Annotated in this window: 10 protein-coding genes and 1 pseudogene; 3 read left to right on the top strand and 8 right to left on the bottom strand. The window is 74.2% G+C overall.

The window, feature by feature from the left end; genetic code table 11:
• The 3 genes from ACRWNP_RS32225 to ACRWNP_RS32215 all read right to left on the bottom strand — a co-directional run.
• Nucleotides 1–4,470, bottom strand: a 4,470-nt coding sequence (locus ACRWNP_RS32225) for an FtsK/SpoIIIE domain-containing protein (RefSeq protein ID WP_431967676.1), incomplete at its 3' end; no start/stop codon positions are given.
• Nucleotides 4,471–4,489: 19 nt separating this feature from the next.
• Complete coding sequence (locus tag ACRWNP_RS32220) at nt 4,490–5,647, bottom strand: hypothetical protein (RefSeq protein WP_431967674.1); 1,158 nt, start codon at nt 5,645–5,647, stop codon at nt 4,490–4,492.
• On the bottom strand, nt 5,644–6,237 hold the full coding sequence (locus ACRWNP_RS32215; RefSeq protein ID WP_431967672.1) for a sigma-70 family RNA polymerase sigma factor: 594 nt from the start codon (nt 6,235–6,237) through the stop codon (nt 5,644–5,646). The genes ACRWNP_RS32220 and ACRWNP_RS32215 overlap by 4 nt, the downstream gene beginning before the upstream one ends.
• A 172-nt stretch (nt 6,238–6,409) precedes the next feature.
• Between ACRWNP_RS32215 and ACRWNP_RS32210 the strand changes: the two genes are divergently transcribed.
• Entirely contained in the window at nt 6,410–7,372 is a 963-nt protein-coding gene (locus ACRWNP_RS32210; protein ID WP_431967670.1) for a ricin-type beta-trefoil lectin domain protein, read from the top strand.
• Nucleotides 7,373–7,455: 83 nt separating this feature from the next.
• Here the strand turns inward: ACRWNP_RS32210 and ACRWNP_RS32205 are convergent, their stop codons facing one another.
• Both ACRWNP_RS32205 and ACRWNP_RS32200 read right to left on the bottom strand, forming a co-directional pair.
• Entirely contained in the window at nt 7,456–8,397 is a 942-nt protein-coding gene (locus ACRWNP_RS32205) for an SIS domain-containing protein (protein WP_431967668.1), read from the bottom strand.
• 170 nt (nt 8,398–8,567) lie between these two features.
• Nucleotides 8,568–9,356, bottom strand: a complete 789-nt coding sequence (locus ACRWNP_RS32200) for a DeoR/GlpR family DNA-binding transcription regulator (protein WP_431967666.1) — start codon at nt 9,354–9,356, stop codon at nt 8,568–8,570.
• A gap of 129 nt (nt 9,357–9,485) precedes the next feature.
• Here ACRWNP_RS32200 and ACRWNP_RS32195 point away from each other — a divergent pair, with 129 nt between their 5' ends.
• Nucleotides 9,486–10,319: a class II fructose-bisphosphate aldolase gene (locus ACRWNP_RS32195; protein ID WP_431967664.1), complete on the top strand. Its 834-nt coding sequence runs from the start codon at nt 9,486–9,488 to the stop codon at nt 10,317–10,319.
• An 18-nt stretch (nt 10,320–10,337) separates the two neighbouring features.
• On the opposite strand, the gene ACRWNP_RS32190 is transcribed toward ACRWNP_RS32195, so the two are convergent.
• Entirely contained in the window at nt 10,338–11,096 is a 759-nt protein-coding gene (locus ACRWNP_RS32190; RefSeq protein WP_431967662.1) for a hypothetical protein, read from the bottom strand.
• Nucleotides 11,097–11,283: 187 nt separating this feature from the next.
• Between ACRWNP_RS32190 and ACRWNP_RS32185 the strand changes: the two genes are divergently transcribed.
• Nucleotides 11,284–12,558: an MFS transporter gene (locus tag ACRWNP_RS32185; protein ID WP_431967660.1), complete on the top strand. Its 1,275-nt coding sequence runs from the start codon at nt 11,284–11,286 to the stop codon at nt 12,556–12,558.
• 69 nt (nt 12,559–12,627) lie between these two features.
• On the opposite strand, the pseudogene ACRWNP_RS32180 reads toward ACRWNP_RS32185, so the two are convergent.
• Both ACRWNP_RS32180 and ACRWNP_RS32175 read right to left on the bottom strand, forming a co-directional pair.
• Nucleotides 12,628–12,861: pseudogene (locus tag ACRWNP_RS32180) on the bottom strand (dihydrofolate reductase family protein); the annotation flags it as partial.
• A gap of 142 nt (nt 12,862–13,003) precedes the next feature.
• A complete protein-coding gene (locus ACRWNP_RS32175; RefSeq protein WP_431967658.1) occupies nt 13,004–14,500 on the bottom strand; it encodes an IMP dehydrogenase in 1,497 nt (498 codons plus the stop codon).
• Nucleotides 14,501–14,806 lie beyond the last annotated feature (306 nt).

Here is a 14,806-nt window from a genome sequence, read left to right as displayed (position 1 = left end):
CACCTGCAGCGCCATCACCTCGCTGCCCGGTCCGGCGGTCCAGCCGCGGCCCGCGTGGGGTGCCACCCGTGTGACGGCGTGCGGGAGCCGTACGCCGATCAGATCGCCCTCGGTGATGCTCTTCGGCCCCAGCAGCAGTCCGCGGCGGGCCTTGCGGGCGCTGGACATCCAGCCGCTCATGCCGCCCTGGACGCCGTCGGCGGTCGCGGCGTAGACGAGGCCGAGACCCTGGTCACGGCCGGACACCGTGATCTCCTTGAGGAGTTTGTCGGCGCCCGACATCGTCAGCAGGTCGGCGTCGTCGACCATGACCACCCGCGGTCCGGGCAGCGCGGCGAGCGCCGAGCGCACCGCCTCCTCGGTCGGTTCGGTGTCGGTGATCACCCGGACCGTCGTGTGCCGGCTGAGTCCGCGCAGCGGGGACTCGCGCGGCGTGAGGACGACCAGTGAGGTGCCGCCGGCAAGCAGCGAGACCGCCAGCGAGGCCAGGGTGTTGCTGCGCCCGGACCCGGTGGGGCCGATGACCCCGAACACCGCGGACGCACCCGCGAGGTCCACGCCGACCGGTTCGCCCTCGTCGCCGCCGATGCCGAGCAGGCCCCACAGGGGCCGCCGCTGCTCGGCGGGCACCTTGTCGTAGACGTCGGCGAACTCCGCCGACCGCGGCAGCGAGGACACCTTGAAGGGCCGCCGTGCCTGCGGCACCCGTGCGTCGCGCTTGAGGGCGGCGGCGCCGATCTTCCGGAGCGCCTCGACCTGCTCGGTGCCGCCGTCCGGGGCGAGCAGCGCGACCTGGGTCTCGGTACCGGTCAGGACGTGCCATCCGCGGCCGGGCGGGATGTCCGCCGGCAGCTTGCCCGGCTTCATGCCGATCGCCTGGACGTCGGAGCGGTCGCCGGGCCGCAGCAGCAGCCGGTGGTCGTTGTGGGCCGCCATGCGGCCGCCCAGCAGCGAGCGTTCGGAGGTGCCGATGAAGTGGATGCCGGCGCCGGCGCCTTCGCGTACCAGGCGGACCATGTCCTGGTACATGTGGCTGTACTCGTGCTCGTCGAGCATGGCCGACAGGGCGTCCCAGCCGTCGACCAGCAGCAGGATGTGCGCGGGGCGTTCGGCCTTCGGGAGCAGCTTGCGCAGTTCGTCGATGCCGGTGGCGTTGTGCTGCTGCGCCAGTTCCTGGCGGTTGACGAGTTCCTGGTTGAGGCGGCGCAGCAGCCGCTCCAGTCGCTCGGTGTCGTGCCGGGGGACGACGGCGCCGCAGTGCGGGAGCGTGGTGAGCGCGGCCAGGCCGCCGCCGGCCGCGTCGATGCCGTAGAAGTGCACGTCGGCGGTGCTCTGGTAGCGGGCGGCGGAGCCGGCCAGGGTGCGCAGCACCTGGGTGCGGCCGGACCGGGGCGCACCGATGACGTACAGGTGGCCGAAGTTGCTGAGGTCCGCGGCGGCCACGTGACGCCGCTGCAGCTGCGGGACGTCCTCCAGGGCGTACGGGATGAGCAGGCGTCCCTCGCGGACGGGGTTCATCGCGTCGAGGTCGTCGAGCAGGATCCGGCGCTCCAGCGCGGGCAGCCAGGGGCTGGGCTGCGGGGTGTAGTCCTGAAGCTGGTCCACGGCCCCGCGGATCTCGTCCACCAGGACCTGCAGGTCGGTGGGGGCGGGCGCCTGGGCGCTCTGGGTGAGGACGACTTCGGACTCGGCCGGCGCCGCGGCCCGCCCGAGTGCGTCCCAGGACAGCTCCGCCGCGACGACGGGCTTACGGGCGCCGCTGTCGGCCTCGGTCTCCTCGGCGGACTTCGGACGCGGCCGCTCGGCGCCCACCCAGGCGGTCTGGAAGGGCTCTGCGGACTTCGGGCCGCGCCGCACCAGGGCGCGGCCGGGAGTGGTGGCGGAGATGTCGACGGCGTCGTTGACGTCGATGACGTCCTGGCTCTCGGACTGGTCGGTGACCCGCAGTGCGATCCGGAGGTTGGTGTTGGCGCGGATGTCGGCGGTCACCACACCGGCCGGGCGCTGGGTGGCCAGGATCAGGTGGATGCCGAGCGACCGTCCGCGCTGGGCGATGCTGATGAGCCCGGGCACGAAGTCGGGCACCTCGCGCACCAGGGTGGCGAACTCGTCGATGACCAGCAGCAGCCGCGGAAGCGGCGCGAGCGTCGGGTCGGCGGCGCGTTTGGCCTGGTACTCGGGGAGGTCTTTGGCGTCCGCGGCGGCCAGGACGTGCTCACGGCGCATCAGCTCGGCGCCCAACGACTCCAGGGCGCGTTCGACCAGGTGGGCGTCGAGGTCGGTGACCATGCCGAGGGTGTGCGGCAGGTTCGCGCACTCCTTGAAGGCGCTACCGCCCTTGTAGTCGACGAGGACGAAGGTCAGTTCGTCCGGCCGGTTGGCGGCGGCCAGGGAGGCGACGAAGGTCTGCAGCAGTTCGGACTTGCCGGAGCCGGTGGTGCCGGCCACCAGTCCGTGCGGGCCGTCCTGGACCAGGTCGAGGGAGAACGGGCCCTCGAAGCCGCTGCCGAGCACGAAGGTGGTGGCGGAGGGCCGGGTCTGCCAGCCCGCCAGGATCTTCTCGGCGCTGGGCGGCTCCTGCTTCAGCAGGTCCAGCAGCTTCACACGCTGCGGCAGTCCCGCGTCGTGCTCGGGACTGACGTCGCGCACCGGTGCCACGGCGCGGGCGACTTGCTCGCACCACTCGGGCGTGACCTGGTCGGCGCGGACCGCCGGCACGTCGGGCGTGCCGGGGCGCTTGACGGTGAGCCGGCCGGCCTCGGCCAGCACCACTCCGGTGCTCTCCTCGGGCAGCAGCCGCTCCTGCTCGTCGAGGCACACGCTGAAGACGCGCGCGGCCGGGCCCTCGGTGAGGACCTGGACCATGCCGGGTACGTCGCGCAGCCGCCGGGCGCCGTCGGCGATCACCAGGACGTCGGGGCCGACGAGAGCGGCGTTGCGGTCGGAGCTCGTGGCGCGCTTGCGCACCTGGATCTGCGCCACCAGTTCCGAGACGCGGGCCGCGGTCGACTCGGGGTCGTTGCCGATCAGGACGAGCGGGCCGCCGGACGCGGCGGGACGCACGTGCGGGAGCCAGCGCACCCAGGCCCATTCGTCGGCGCGCCGGGGATCGGTGAGCAGCACGATCCGCAGGTCGCGGGGGCTGTGCAGCACTGCCGCCTGGACCGCCATCCAACGGGCCAGCGGCTGCACCTCGGCGGCCGGGCCCGCCACGCCCACCACTCCGTGGCCGCTGAGGTCCACGCCGATCGGGGCGTCGGGGATGTTCCAGCGAATGGTGCGGTGGTTCTCGTCGCGGGCGGGGTCCTCGAGTTCGCGCAGCGAGGGCTGGTCGGCGGTGCCCAGTCGCAGCACGAGGTGGTCGGGGTCGTGGCGGCGCCGCTCCCACAGCCGGCTGCCCGGCCCGGTGGCCATCAGCGCGACGGTGGCCGGGTCGGGTCCGGTGACGTGCCGTACCCGGCGCTCCCGGGCGACGGCCTCGCGGACGCCGTCCTCGACCGCGACGCGCCGGCGGTTGTACTGCCGGTCCGCCTCCTCGTAGTCCTTGCGGGCGGTGCGGCGGCCGGTGACCCAGTTGGAGACCATCATCATCGGGCCGAGCGCGATGAAGACGACGAAGTAGTACGACTTGAAGATGGCGACCATGAAGAATCCCATGATCACCGGGGCGATCATCATGGCCGCGGGGAAGGGACGCTTGGCCGGGGGTGAGGGCGGCGAGGGCAGCCGGACCCGCTCGCCGTCCAGGTGCGGGGCGATCCGAGGCGGGCGGTTGTAGTCGATGCCGAACCCGTCCGCGGACTCGGTGACGGCGGCGTCCGCCTCGACCGGCGCGCTCATCCGCAGCAGGACGGAGCCCACGGTCAGGTCCTCGCCGGGCGGCCACGGCACCGGCAGTCCGCGGGCGGCGGTGCGCTCGGTGGTGACCCGTTGCGGGCGGGTACGGCGCAGCGCGGTCACGGCGTCGTCCGGCGGGGGCGCGGCGACCCGGCCGCGCACCTCGTCACCGGGCGTGGTGCGGGTGCGGTGCCAGTGGGCCGAGCCGTCGGCACCGACGGTCACCCACAGGCCGCCCTCGGGGACGCCGTCGCCCTCGAGGCGGATCGCGCACAGCGGTCCGGAGCCGATCTCGTGGCTGCCGAACCCGAGCCGCCAGGTGCGCCCGGCCTGCGGTCCGGAGACCACGTGGATCTCGGCGAGTACCGGTTCCGCGTCGGTCTTCGCGCCCACCCGGACCCGGTCGGGGTCCGTGCCGGGGGCGCCGAGGCCCAGGACGCCGCCTTCGCGCAGTCCGGCGGCGGCGACGGGCGCGTCCGGGTCGAGCCGACGGCCGTCGAGGTAGAGGTCGCGGGCTCGCGCCCCGTCCACGGCCTCCGCGAGGTCCGCGACGGTGCTGCGCGCGGGCAACCCTACGAGGTGGTCGCGGCGCGCACCGTCCGCGCCGTCGACGGTGGTGATGGTGAGGTTCACGGGCTTCCCAGTTCGGGCGTCACGAGGACGAGGAGCGTGCGGTGGCGGCGGAGACACCCGCCGGTCCGAAAGCGGTCGGCTCGGCGAGATCGCCGTCCTCGTCGCCTGAATCGGTGGCGGCGGGGGCGGCGGGGGCCGTGCCGGGCTCGGGGCGGGGGGCGGTCGCGGAGACGGCCATGGCGGTGGGCGACAGCCCGGACTCGACAAGGTCGTCGTCGGGCGAGAGGGTGCCGAGCGACTTCGGCGGGTTGGGGCCGGCGCCTGCGCCGTCCCCGGGAACCGGCGGCAGGTCGCGCACCAGCCGGGAGACGGCGCGGGCCAGGGGCAGCGCGTCGACCGTGAGGGCGGGCGGGCCGCCGTGCAGGCGCAGGTGGCCGTCCCGGTCCGCTTCCAGGATCAGGGTGCTGTGGTGGGCCACACCCAGGGTGAGCAGGCGCACGCCGCCCGGCCGGTTGCGTTCCGGCGCCTCGGCGCTCACCGCGTAGCCGGTGTCGAGGCGTTCGAAGACGTCGGTGGGACCGTGGTGCCGGGGGTGCACCCCGGCGCCGACCACGACGCGTCCGGAGGGCAGGCGGGCGTCGAGCTGGGCCGCGAGGGCCTGGAGGACCGCGCGGGCCGTGCGCCGCTCCCCGGTCACGGAGACCGCCGGCGGAACGGCGGTCAGGTCGAGGAGCACCGCGTCGGTACCGGCCCTGCCGAGGCAGACCACCACGGGGACCTCGCCGCCGTACTCGTTCTCCGGTGCGGAACCGAGGTCGGCGCGGCTGATCCACCACAGGCGTGGTTCGGCCGCGTCTCGGGCCCACGGTTCGGGCAGCGCGCCGTCTCCGTGGCCATGGGCGACGTACACGCCGACGACGTCGGCACCGAGCAGCGCCGCGTACGGCCGGGCGTCGGGCCGCTCGGCGGCGGCGCGGCGCAGCGCGGTCCCCGCGTCCGTCCAGCCGGAGGCGTCGCGGAGCAGGCGGCCGAGCACGCGCAGGCCGCGGCGGTGCCGCAGCGCGGTGCGGACGGGCGTGGCGAAGGCTCGGGCGGCGGTCGTCAGTTCCCGCACGACACGGCGGCGCAGCGCGCCCCAGCCGCCTTTGCGCCGGACGATCCAGTGCGCCACCACGACGACGAGGATCAGCAGGCCGATGAGTCCGATGAGCCGGGTCCAGCCGGCGGGAACGTTCACGCGGCGACTCCGTCCACGCCGCGGCGGGCGAGTTCGGCCCGCAGGGCCCGTACTCCGTGGTGGGTCCGGGACTTGACGGTGCCTCGCGGCACGCCCATCTCGGCGGCGGCGTCGGCCCCGGTCTGGTCCATGACGTGCACTCGGACCACGGCCTCGCGGTGGGCGGGCGGCAGGGCGCTCAGCGCGGCGAGCAGCACGGAACGGTCCTCGACGAGACCGGCGTGGTCGCCGGAGTGCTCGAGCGCGGTGCCCGCGAAGTCCGCGGCGGTGATGCCCACGGGCACGGCGCGGTCGCGCCGCCGGTGGTCCACCACGAGGTTGCGGGCGACCCGGAAGAGCCACATACGGACCGGACGATCGTGCACGTCCAGCCGTCCGGCTCGCTGCAGGGCGCGCAGCAGAGTCTCCTGGAGCACGTCCTCCGCGGCGTGCACGTCACGGCCCATGAGGCCGGTGACGAAGCGCCGCAGGCTGTCCCGCTCGGCGATGATCATGCTGGCGACAGCACTGTGTTCGTCGGCGCCGCCGGTGTCGTGCTCGGCGAGGACATCCGCCCCGCCCTTACGACAGTCGGACTCGTTCACACACATGGCGTAAAGATTAAGCTGCTGAACGAGATGCTCTGACCACAGTGTTGGCGCATATTCGATCATTCGCCGTCACAGTTGGTGAAATCTTAAACTATTGTTCACCTTGCCGAAACCGAGGGGCGGACGCCCGCCCTACGCTTCCGCGCAGACTCCCGAGCCGACAGGAGACCACGTGCCTCCCCATCCCGATCCCCGGGACCCCGAGGTTCTCGACGGGGCGACGCCCCGTTTCGCGGACACTTTCGCCCGACGCCCCTCCCTGCCGCACCGGCGGCTGCTGCCGGACCGGCGGGCGTGGAGCGTCCTGGCCACCACGTCGGCCGTCATCGGCTGCGCGGTGCTGGTCGTGCCCTTGATGGCGCGAATCGACGTGCTGCCCGACGGGGGCGGCAAGGGCGACCCGGTGGCGGCCGTCGCACCCAGTGCCTCGCAGAACGGTGTCCTGCCGGCTTCGCCCGGCGTCAACGGCACCAAGGGCTCCCCCGCCTCGGGCGGCAACCTCCCGCCGGCCTCCGGGTCCCAGGGGCGGGCGAACGGCGGCGGTTCCGCGGGCGGCACCGGCGGCGGCCTGCCGGCCGTGGGCGGCGCCCCCGGCAGCGCCGGTGGCAGCGGCACAGGTGGCAGCAGCGGTGGTGGCAGCAGCAGCGGCGGTTCGGCCACCGGCGGATCCGGCGGTTCGTCGGGCTCGACCTCGGGTTCGTCGGCCGGCCAGCCGACGCCCACCAAGACGCAGCAGACGGTCACCGTGCCCGGCGTGCGCATCCGCAGCGTGCAGAGCGGCCGCTGCATCGCGGTAAGCGGCGCGCAGAACAGCACCGGCCGCGACGGCGCCCGGCTGCAGATCCAGGACTGCGACGGCGGCGCCTGGCAGAAGTGGGACTTCCGCTCCGACGGGACCATCCGCGCCTTCGGCATGTGCATGGACCTGGCCAACGCCTCGTTCACCGACGGTGCGGGCATACAACTGGCCCGCTGCAACGGCGGCTGGGCCCAGCAGTTCAGGCTCAACGCCTCGAACGACCTGACCAACAGGAACAAGTGCGTCGACGTGGTCGACAAGGGCACATCCAGCGGCACGCCGCTCCAGCTGTGGACGTGCTACGGAACGTCGAACCAGAAGTGGGTCAAGGCCTGACGGTCCTCGCCTGATGCCGTCCCCGCCCCGCCTCGGGGAGGGGACGGCCTTCACGTTCCGGCGTGCGGGCGCCGGCCCGGCCCTCAGCCCCGGCCGTCCGGGAGGACCACCGAGCGCGTGAGGTGGCGGGGCGCGTCCGGGTCGAGGCCGCGCGCCGCGCCGAGCGCGGCGGCCAGCCGCTGGACGACGACCAGGTCGGCGAGCGGGTCGCGCCCGAGGGCCACCAGGCGTCCGCCGGTGCGCGCGATCTCCCCCGCCAGCCCCGCCGGGAGGTCCGCGGGGTCGCCGAACCACCACGCCACCCGGCCGGGCCCGGTGACGCTGATCGGGCCGTGCCGGTACTCCATGACCGGGTACGCCTCCGTCCAGACGCCGGCCGCCTCCCGCATCTTCAGCGCGGCCTCCTGCGCGACGCCGTAGGCCCAGCCACGCCCGAGGAAGGTGAACTGCCCGGTCTCCAGCAGCCCGTCGGGCAGCGGCGCGGCGAGCGCGGCCTCCGCCTGGGCGGGCAGACCGGCCAGATCCTCCCCGAGCAGGGCGCGCAACAGGACGAGTTCCGTGGTGGCGAAGCGGGTCTGGACGACCGAGGTCTCGTCGGCGAAGTCCAGGACCACCGCTGCGTCGGCCAGTTCCATGACGGGAGTGGCGGGATCAGCGGTGACGGCCACGGTGGGGGTGCCGCCGCGCAGCGTGGCCAGCAGCTCCAGCACCTCGGTGGTCGTGCCCGACCGGGTGAGGGCGACGACCCGGTCGTAGGCCCGGCCGGCCGGCATCTCCGAGGCGGCGAAGGCGTCCGTCTCGCCCTGCCCGGCGGTCTCGCGGAGCACGGCGTAGGCATGGGCCATGAACCACGAGGTGCCGCAGCCCACGACCGCCACCCGCTCGCCGGCCCGGGGCATCGCGGCCCGCCAGGGCGCCACGCCGTCACCGGCGAGCGCGACGGCGCGGCGCCAGCAGTCCGGCTGGGTCGCTATCTCGGCCTCTGTCCTGCTCCGGCTCGCGTTCCGGGTCTCGCTCTGGCTCATGGATGGACTCCGTCCCCGTCCGGCGGCCCTTGACACCGAGCACGCCCGTTCGAGCATCATGTGTGAAGTTGCTCGACTCTAGCAATTTTCCTGCAGAAAATTGCATGCTGCTTCATGAGGTGGCGGGACAACGCAAGGGGGGTGGGTGGCCCGTGCGACGGCAGGTCCGGTCAGGCGCGGACGACCTCCACGCCGGCCGCAGCGAAAGGCTCGGTGACCGCGGCCGGGGCGCTCCCGTCCGTCACCAGGACGTCGACCTCCTCCACCGGGCAGATCCGGGCGAAGGCCCGCTTCCCCAGCTTGGACGCGTCGGCGACCACCACGACCCGCTCGGCGCGCCGAGCGAGTGCCCGGTTGATGCTCGCCTCGCCTTCGTGCCGGGCCGCCGCGCCATGGGTGACGTCGATGGCGTCCACGCCGAGGAAGACCAGGTCGAGGGTGAGCTCCGCGAGCAGTTCCGCGGCCAGCGGACCGATCAGCTCGTACGAGGCCGGGCGGGCGACGCCGCCGGTCACCACCAGCTTCACGTGCCGGCGGACGGCCAGCTCACCGGCGATGTTCAGCGCGTTGGTGACGATCGTCAGCGCGGTCTGCGCACCACTGCCGGCGAGGTCGGCGCGCGCGGCGAGGGACCGCGCGACCTCGGTGGTCGTGGTGCCGCCGTTGAGCCCCACCACGGTGCCCGGCTTGACGAGGGCCGCCGCGGCCCGGGCGATGCGCTCCTTCTCCGGGGCGTTGCGGGCGGCTTTGTAGCGCAGCGGCAGGTCGTAGGCGATCGCGTTGATCACCGCGCCGCCGTGGGTGCGGGTGACCATGTTCTGCCGGTTCAGCTCGTCCAGGTCGCGCCGGATCGTCGCGGGGGACACGGCCAGTTCGGCCGCCGCGGACTCGACCTCGATACTCCCGTCCCGGGTCAGCATCTCCAGCAGCGCGCTCCATCGGGCCTGTGGTCCCGCCATCTCCTCGTCCCTGTCGTCGGGTGTGCCGGCCCGAGCCGCGTTCCACGCGTGGCCGCGCACATCTTTGCGCTTTACCAGACTGAACCATCACGTTCACGCAACATCATTCCATCGAGAGGTCGCCGCGTCATGCCGCTGGTCCCCACCGCCGAACTCGTCCGCGCGGCGCACGCCGAACGACGCGGGATCGGCGCCTTCAACGTCATCACCCTGGAGCACGCCGAGGCGGTCGTCGCCGGCGCGGAGGCGGCCGGGCGGCCCGCGGTCTGCCAGATCAGCGAGAACGCGGTCCGTTTCCACGGCGGCTCCCTCGCCCCGATCGCCCGCGCGACCGCCGCGGTCGCCGAGTCGGCCGCGGTCCCCGTGGGACTCCATCTCGACCACGTCACCGACGAGGACCTGCTGCGCCGCGCCGCGGACTGCGGCTTCGGCTCCGTGATGTACGACGCGTCCGCCCTCCCCCACGACCGCAACGTCGCCGCCACCCGCGCCGCCGCGGACTGGGCGCACGACCGAGGCGTATGGCTGGAGGCCGAACTCGGCGCGATAGGAGGCAAGGACGGCGTGCACGCCCCTGGCGCACGCACCGACCCCGCGCAGGCCGCCGCCTTCGTGGCCACCACCGGGATCGACGCCCTCGCGGTCGCCGTCGGCAGCTCGCACGCCATGACGACCCGCACCGCCCGGCTCGACCACGAACTGATCGCGCGGCTGCGAGGTGCGGTGCCCGTCCCGCTCGTCCTGCACGGCTCCACCGGTGTCCCCGACGACGAGCTGCGCCGCGCCGTCGCCGGCGGCATGGCCAAGATCAACATCGGTACGGCACTGAACATCGCCTTCACCGGCGCGGTGCGCGACTTCCTCTCTTCGGACTCCGCCGCCGTCGACCCGCGTCGCTACCTCTCCTCGGCCCGCGGGCAGATGGCCGCGGCGGTCGAGAGCGCCCTGCGCGTCCTCGGCTGACACCGGACGGCGGCCGGCTCAACGCCGGCCCGCCGCCTGGAGCTGACGCAGCGTCCAGCCACGCCCCCGCACGTCGAGCGGCCGGGTGGCGGCGGTGAACAGCTCCGCAGTACGACGGTAGGAGAGCCGCCCGCGGCTGGTGCGGAACAGCGGCCCGTCGACCCGCCCGAGGACGAGCAGCGGCAGCAGCCGGGCCGACCCGTGCCCCCAGCGCAGCGGCACCGCGGTGCGCTCGCGGGTACGGCGCCCGGGCAGGTCGAGGTCGTCGACGTCGAGCGCCAGCAGCCGTTCGATGGGCGCCCCCGTCTCATGGAGCAGATGCCAGAACGCCTGCTCCCGCAGCGGCGCCGGCAGCCGCAGCACCTCGCGCACCTGGTCGGTGCCGAGTCCGGCCTCGGCCTGGCGTGCCTTCGGCACGGGCAGGGCCCGTAGGCCGTCCGTGGGGTCGCCCGACAGCCAGCCCTTCGCGCGCCACCACGTCACGGCGCTGCACAGGACGGACAGTTCACGGTTGGCGGTGCGGGCGCCGACCGCCGCGGACCGTGCCGCGAAGGCGTCGCGGAGCCGCCCCGCGGTGCCCGGCGCGTCGAGCAGTGCCAGCGGGACCGCGGGCGGCTCGGCGTTGCGGCGCCCGCCGCCGACGGGCGGGGGGCGGTCGACGAGCCCCCAGGCCCAGGTGGCCAGCGCGATCCGGTAGACCCGCCGCGAACCCGCGCCGAGCCCGGAGGCGGCCAGGAAGCGGTCGACGGCGACGGCGTACTCCACCGGCTGGCTCATGCGCTGCCCGCCCTTCCCTTGTCACTCCGGTCGGCGATCGGCGTCCCGCAATCCCGCGATCCCGCGATCGACCGCAGTAAATGCCCCTGCGTCGTGAACTGCGGCCATCATAAGTTGACTCGACCAGACTCAATAATTCTTTTCGCGGGCCTGGCGTGTCGCCGCACGCCCACTGCACGCTGCGCCCATGGCACTCGATCTCCGCCCCGCGGTCCTGCGGGAACGCGACTTCCGTCGCTTCTTCATCGGCTACTCCACCTCGCTGTTCGGATCGTCGATGGCGTCCGTCGCACTGGCCTTCGCGGTCCTCGAGACCGGCGGCGGGGGCACCGAACTCGGCGTGGTCCTCGCGGCCCGGATCCTGCCGCTGGTGCTGGTGCTGCTCGCCGGCGGCGTCCTCACCGACCGGTGGGGCAGCCGGCCGGTGATGCTCGCCGCGGACGTCACACGCTGCCTCACCCAGGCCGCCCTCGCCCTGGCCCTGCTCGGCGGCGCGCCCCCCATGGCGACGCTGATCGCGCTTGTCGTCGTCTGGGGCGCGGCCGAGGCGCTGTTCACCCCCGCGCTCGACGCGCTCGTCCCCCGCATCGTGCGAAGTGACGCGCTCTCGGACGGCAACGCGCTGCTCGGCGTGGCCCGGTCGGCGGCCTCGATCGCGGGCCCGGCACTCGCAGGCGTCCTGACGGCGGCCGCGGGCGCCTCCGCCGTCCTCGCCGTCGACGCCGTCAGTTACGCGGTGAGCGTCGTCGCGCTGCTCCTGCTTCCGCGCACCGCCCGGGTCTCCGGGCCCGCCACCTCCTTCGCCGCCGAGTTGCGGGAGGGCTGGACGGAGTTCCGCTCCCGGACCTGGCTCTGGGTCACCTCGGCCCACGTCTGCCTGTTCAACCTCTTCGTGTGGGCGCCCTTCCTCGTCCTCGGGCCCCTGGTCGCGCAGCGGGAGCTCGGCGGGCCGGCCTCCTGGGGCCTGGTCATGGCCCTGTACGGGGCGGGAGCGGTGGCGGGCGGCACGGCGATGCTGGGCCGCCGGCCCCGCCGGCCGCTGTTCGTGGGGACGGCCGCCACCGTGGGCTGGGCCATGCCGTCGGCCGCCCTCGCCACCGGGCTGCCGCTGCCGTGGATCTGCGCCGCCGCGCTGGCGGCCGGTGCCGGCTCGGCCGTCTGCGGCACCCTCTACGCGACGGTCACGCAGAGCCAGGTGCCGCCCGGTGCGCTCGCCCGGGTCAGCGCGTACGGCACCTTCGGCGCCTTCGCGCTCGGACCGGTGGGTCTCGCCGCGGCCGGACCGGTGTCCGTCCTGTTCGGCGTCGCGGGGGTGCTGGGCTTCGGCGCGGTCTGGCAACTCGCGGCGGTGGCCCTGGTCCTGACGCTTCCCGCCGTGCGGGCCGTCCTCCCGCCGCCCGGGAGGACGGCGTCCGCACCCGGCGGGGACCGGGACGCGAGCAGCCCCTCCCCCTCGTCCTGAGCCCCTGCGGCGCCGTCGCACGATGTCGTGGGTCACGTGCGCCGCGGTCGATGCCGGGATCACGCTCCGCTACGGCAGCGGACGCCGCGCTCCCGCGGTGCACGGCGGTGTCCCGGCGCCCGGCAGGACGGATGTCGGGTGCAGGGACAGCGCGTCGACCAGCCCGGCGTCGAGCGCCGGGCCGATCGTGGCGTCGCCGCCCATGAGGACGACGTCGAGGTCCTCGCCGCGGAGCGACGACGCCTCCCGCGCCCGCTCACGCTCGGCGGCGACGGCGTCGGGCAGTCCGGTGGTGACGAACGTCCGGCCGCGCCGTCAAGGTCCCAAGTCCAACGAGCTGTTCGCCGCGATCGGGGCCCGCAGCCGCCAGGACGCCGTCGCGTACGCGGAGCGCGTCCGCCGCGCGCAGTGGCCGGGAGACCGCGGGTCCCGCCCCGGCGGCTCGTCAGGAGGCCGTCGCCGGGGTGTCCCGCAGGGCGACGTTGGCGTGGCTCTCCTGGAAGCTCTGTTCCGAGACGAGGGTGAGCCGGGCCGTGGACTGGAACTCCGGCACGGTGGTGGAGCCGCAGGAGACCATCGTGGTCCTGAGCTTGGCGACGGTCAGGGCGAGCCCCTCGTTGAGGTCGCCCGCGTAGGGGACGTAGCCGTCCACACCTTCCTCGAAGACGAGCCCCTGGCCGCCCTGGCCGTAGCGCTGCCAGTTGCGGGCCCGGTTCGAGCCCTCGCCCCAGTACTCCTTGACGAAGCCGTCGCGGGTGGGCAGTTTCGCGCCGGCCGCCTGGTCGAAGCGCGCGAAGTAGCGCCCCATCATGACGAAGTCGGCGCCCATCGCCAGCGCCAGCGCCACGTGGTAGTCGTGCACCAGCCCGCCGTCGGAGCAGATCGGCACGTACTCGCCGGTGCGTTCGCGGAAGGCGTCCCGGGCCGCCGCGACGTCCAGCACGGCGCTGGCCTGGCCGCGGCCGATACCCTTCTGGTCGCGGGTGATGCAGATGGAGCCGCCGCCCACCCCGACCTTGACGAAGTCCGCCCCCGCCTCGGCGAGGAAGGTGAACGCCTCGCCGTCGACCACGTTGCCGCCGCCGACCGGGATCTCGGGGTGGTGCTTCTTCACCCAGGTCAGGGCCTGCGCCTGCCAGTCGCTGTACCCGTCGGACGAGTCGAAGCACAACACGTCCACGCCCGCCTCCAGCAGGGCCGGCACGCGCTCTCGGTAGTCATGGGTGTTGATGCCGGCGCCCACGCGCAGCCGCTTGGCGGCGTCCACCAGCTGGTTCGGGTAGCGCTTGTTGTCCGCGTAGTCGGAACGGAACACCAGATGCTGCAGGTGACCCTCGGCGTTCAGCACCGGCAGGCAGTCCAGCCGTTCGTCCCACAGGCGCGCGTTGGCCTCGGAGAGCGTGGTGTCGGGTCCGGCGTGGGCCAGGTCGGCGATGGCGGTCATCCGGCCGCTGACCGGTCCGTCCAGGTCATGGCGCTGGGGGTGGAAGTCCCGGGAGGTCACCAGGCCGAGCAGGCGGCCGGTGGCGGTCCCGTCGTGAGTGACCGCGGCGGTGCTGTGGCCGGTGCGGCGCATGACGTCGACCAGGAGGCCCAGGCTGTCGTCGGGGCGGACGTTGGTGTCGCTGGTGACGAATCCGGCCTTGAAGTTCTTCACCTGGCGGACCGCCGCGGCCTGGTCCTGGATCGGCTGGTTGTGGTGCAGGAAGCTGAGACCGCCGTTGCGCGCGAGCGCGATGGCGAGCTCGGGGGTGCTGACGGCCTGCATGATCGCGGACGTGAAGGGGGACTGGAGCTCGATCGCCGGCGCCTCGCCCGCGACGTGCCGGACCAGGGGAGTGCGCAGGTCGACCGCCGCTGCCGAGCAGTCGGTCCGTGTCCGGTTCGGCAAGAGCAGGAACTCGTTGAACGTCCGTGAGACCTCGGCGATGATCTGTGCCACTCGTTCCTCCTGGCGCGTCGGCCGGGGCGCGACTGCCCCGCCGTGGGGATCGCCCCCGTGTCGCGGGGCCCGGGCAGGCAGGAACCGGCACGGCAGCCGTGGAGGTGCCACGACTGCGGCAGAGCCCTGACCGGCCCGTGGATCGAACGGGGTACGGTCGTGACCCGGCACCTTATCGATCGACCCGGCCGTCGCACGAATCGTGCCGCTCACCGGCGGTCATCGCCGCCGGACGGTCCCTCGGGTGCTCGGCGCGGGTGGCGTCAGGCGAACCGCGGCAGGCCTCACGGCCGGGCCCCAACGGTG

Origin of the sequence: Actinacidiphila sp. bgisy160 (genome assembly GCF_965342435.1) — a bacterium.
Classification (GTDB): Bacteria; Actinomycetota; Actinomycetes; order Streptomycetales; family Streptomycetaceae; genus Actinacidiphila.
Note: the sequence above shows the minus strand (reverse complement) of the source record. Positions and strands in the feature narration are given on the sequence as shown.

Bases quoted from the DNA above. Each gene is read 5' to 3' on its own strand.
- ACRWNP_RS32200 (WP_431967666.1), bottom strand. From the start codon at position 9,356: ATGGCGGGACCACAGGCCCGATGGAGCGCGCTGCTGGAGATGCTGACC.
- ACRWNP_RS32185 (WP_431967660.1), top strand. From the start codon at position 11,284: ATGGCACTCGATCTCCGCCCCGCGGTCCTGCGGGAACGCGACTTCCGT.
- ACRWNP_RS32215 (WP_431967672.1), bottom strand. From the start codon at position 6,237: ATGTGTGTGAACGAGTCCGACTGTCGTAAGGGCGGGGCGGATGTCCTC.
- ACRWNP_RS32190 (WP_431967662.1), bottom strand. From the start codon at position 11,096: ATGAGCCAGCCGGTGGAGTACGCCGTCGCCGTCGACCGCTTCCTGGCC.
- ACRWNP_RS32195 (WP_431967664.1), top strand. From the start codon at position 9,486: ATGCCGCTGGTCCCCACCGCCGAACTCGTCCGCGCGGCGCACGCCGAA.
- ACRWNP_RS32205 (WP_431967668.1), bottom strand. From the start codon at position 8,397: ATGAGCCAGAGCGAGACCCGGAACGCGAGCCGGAGCAGGACAGAGGCC.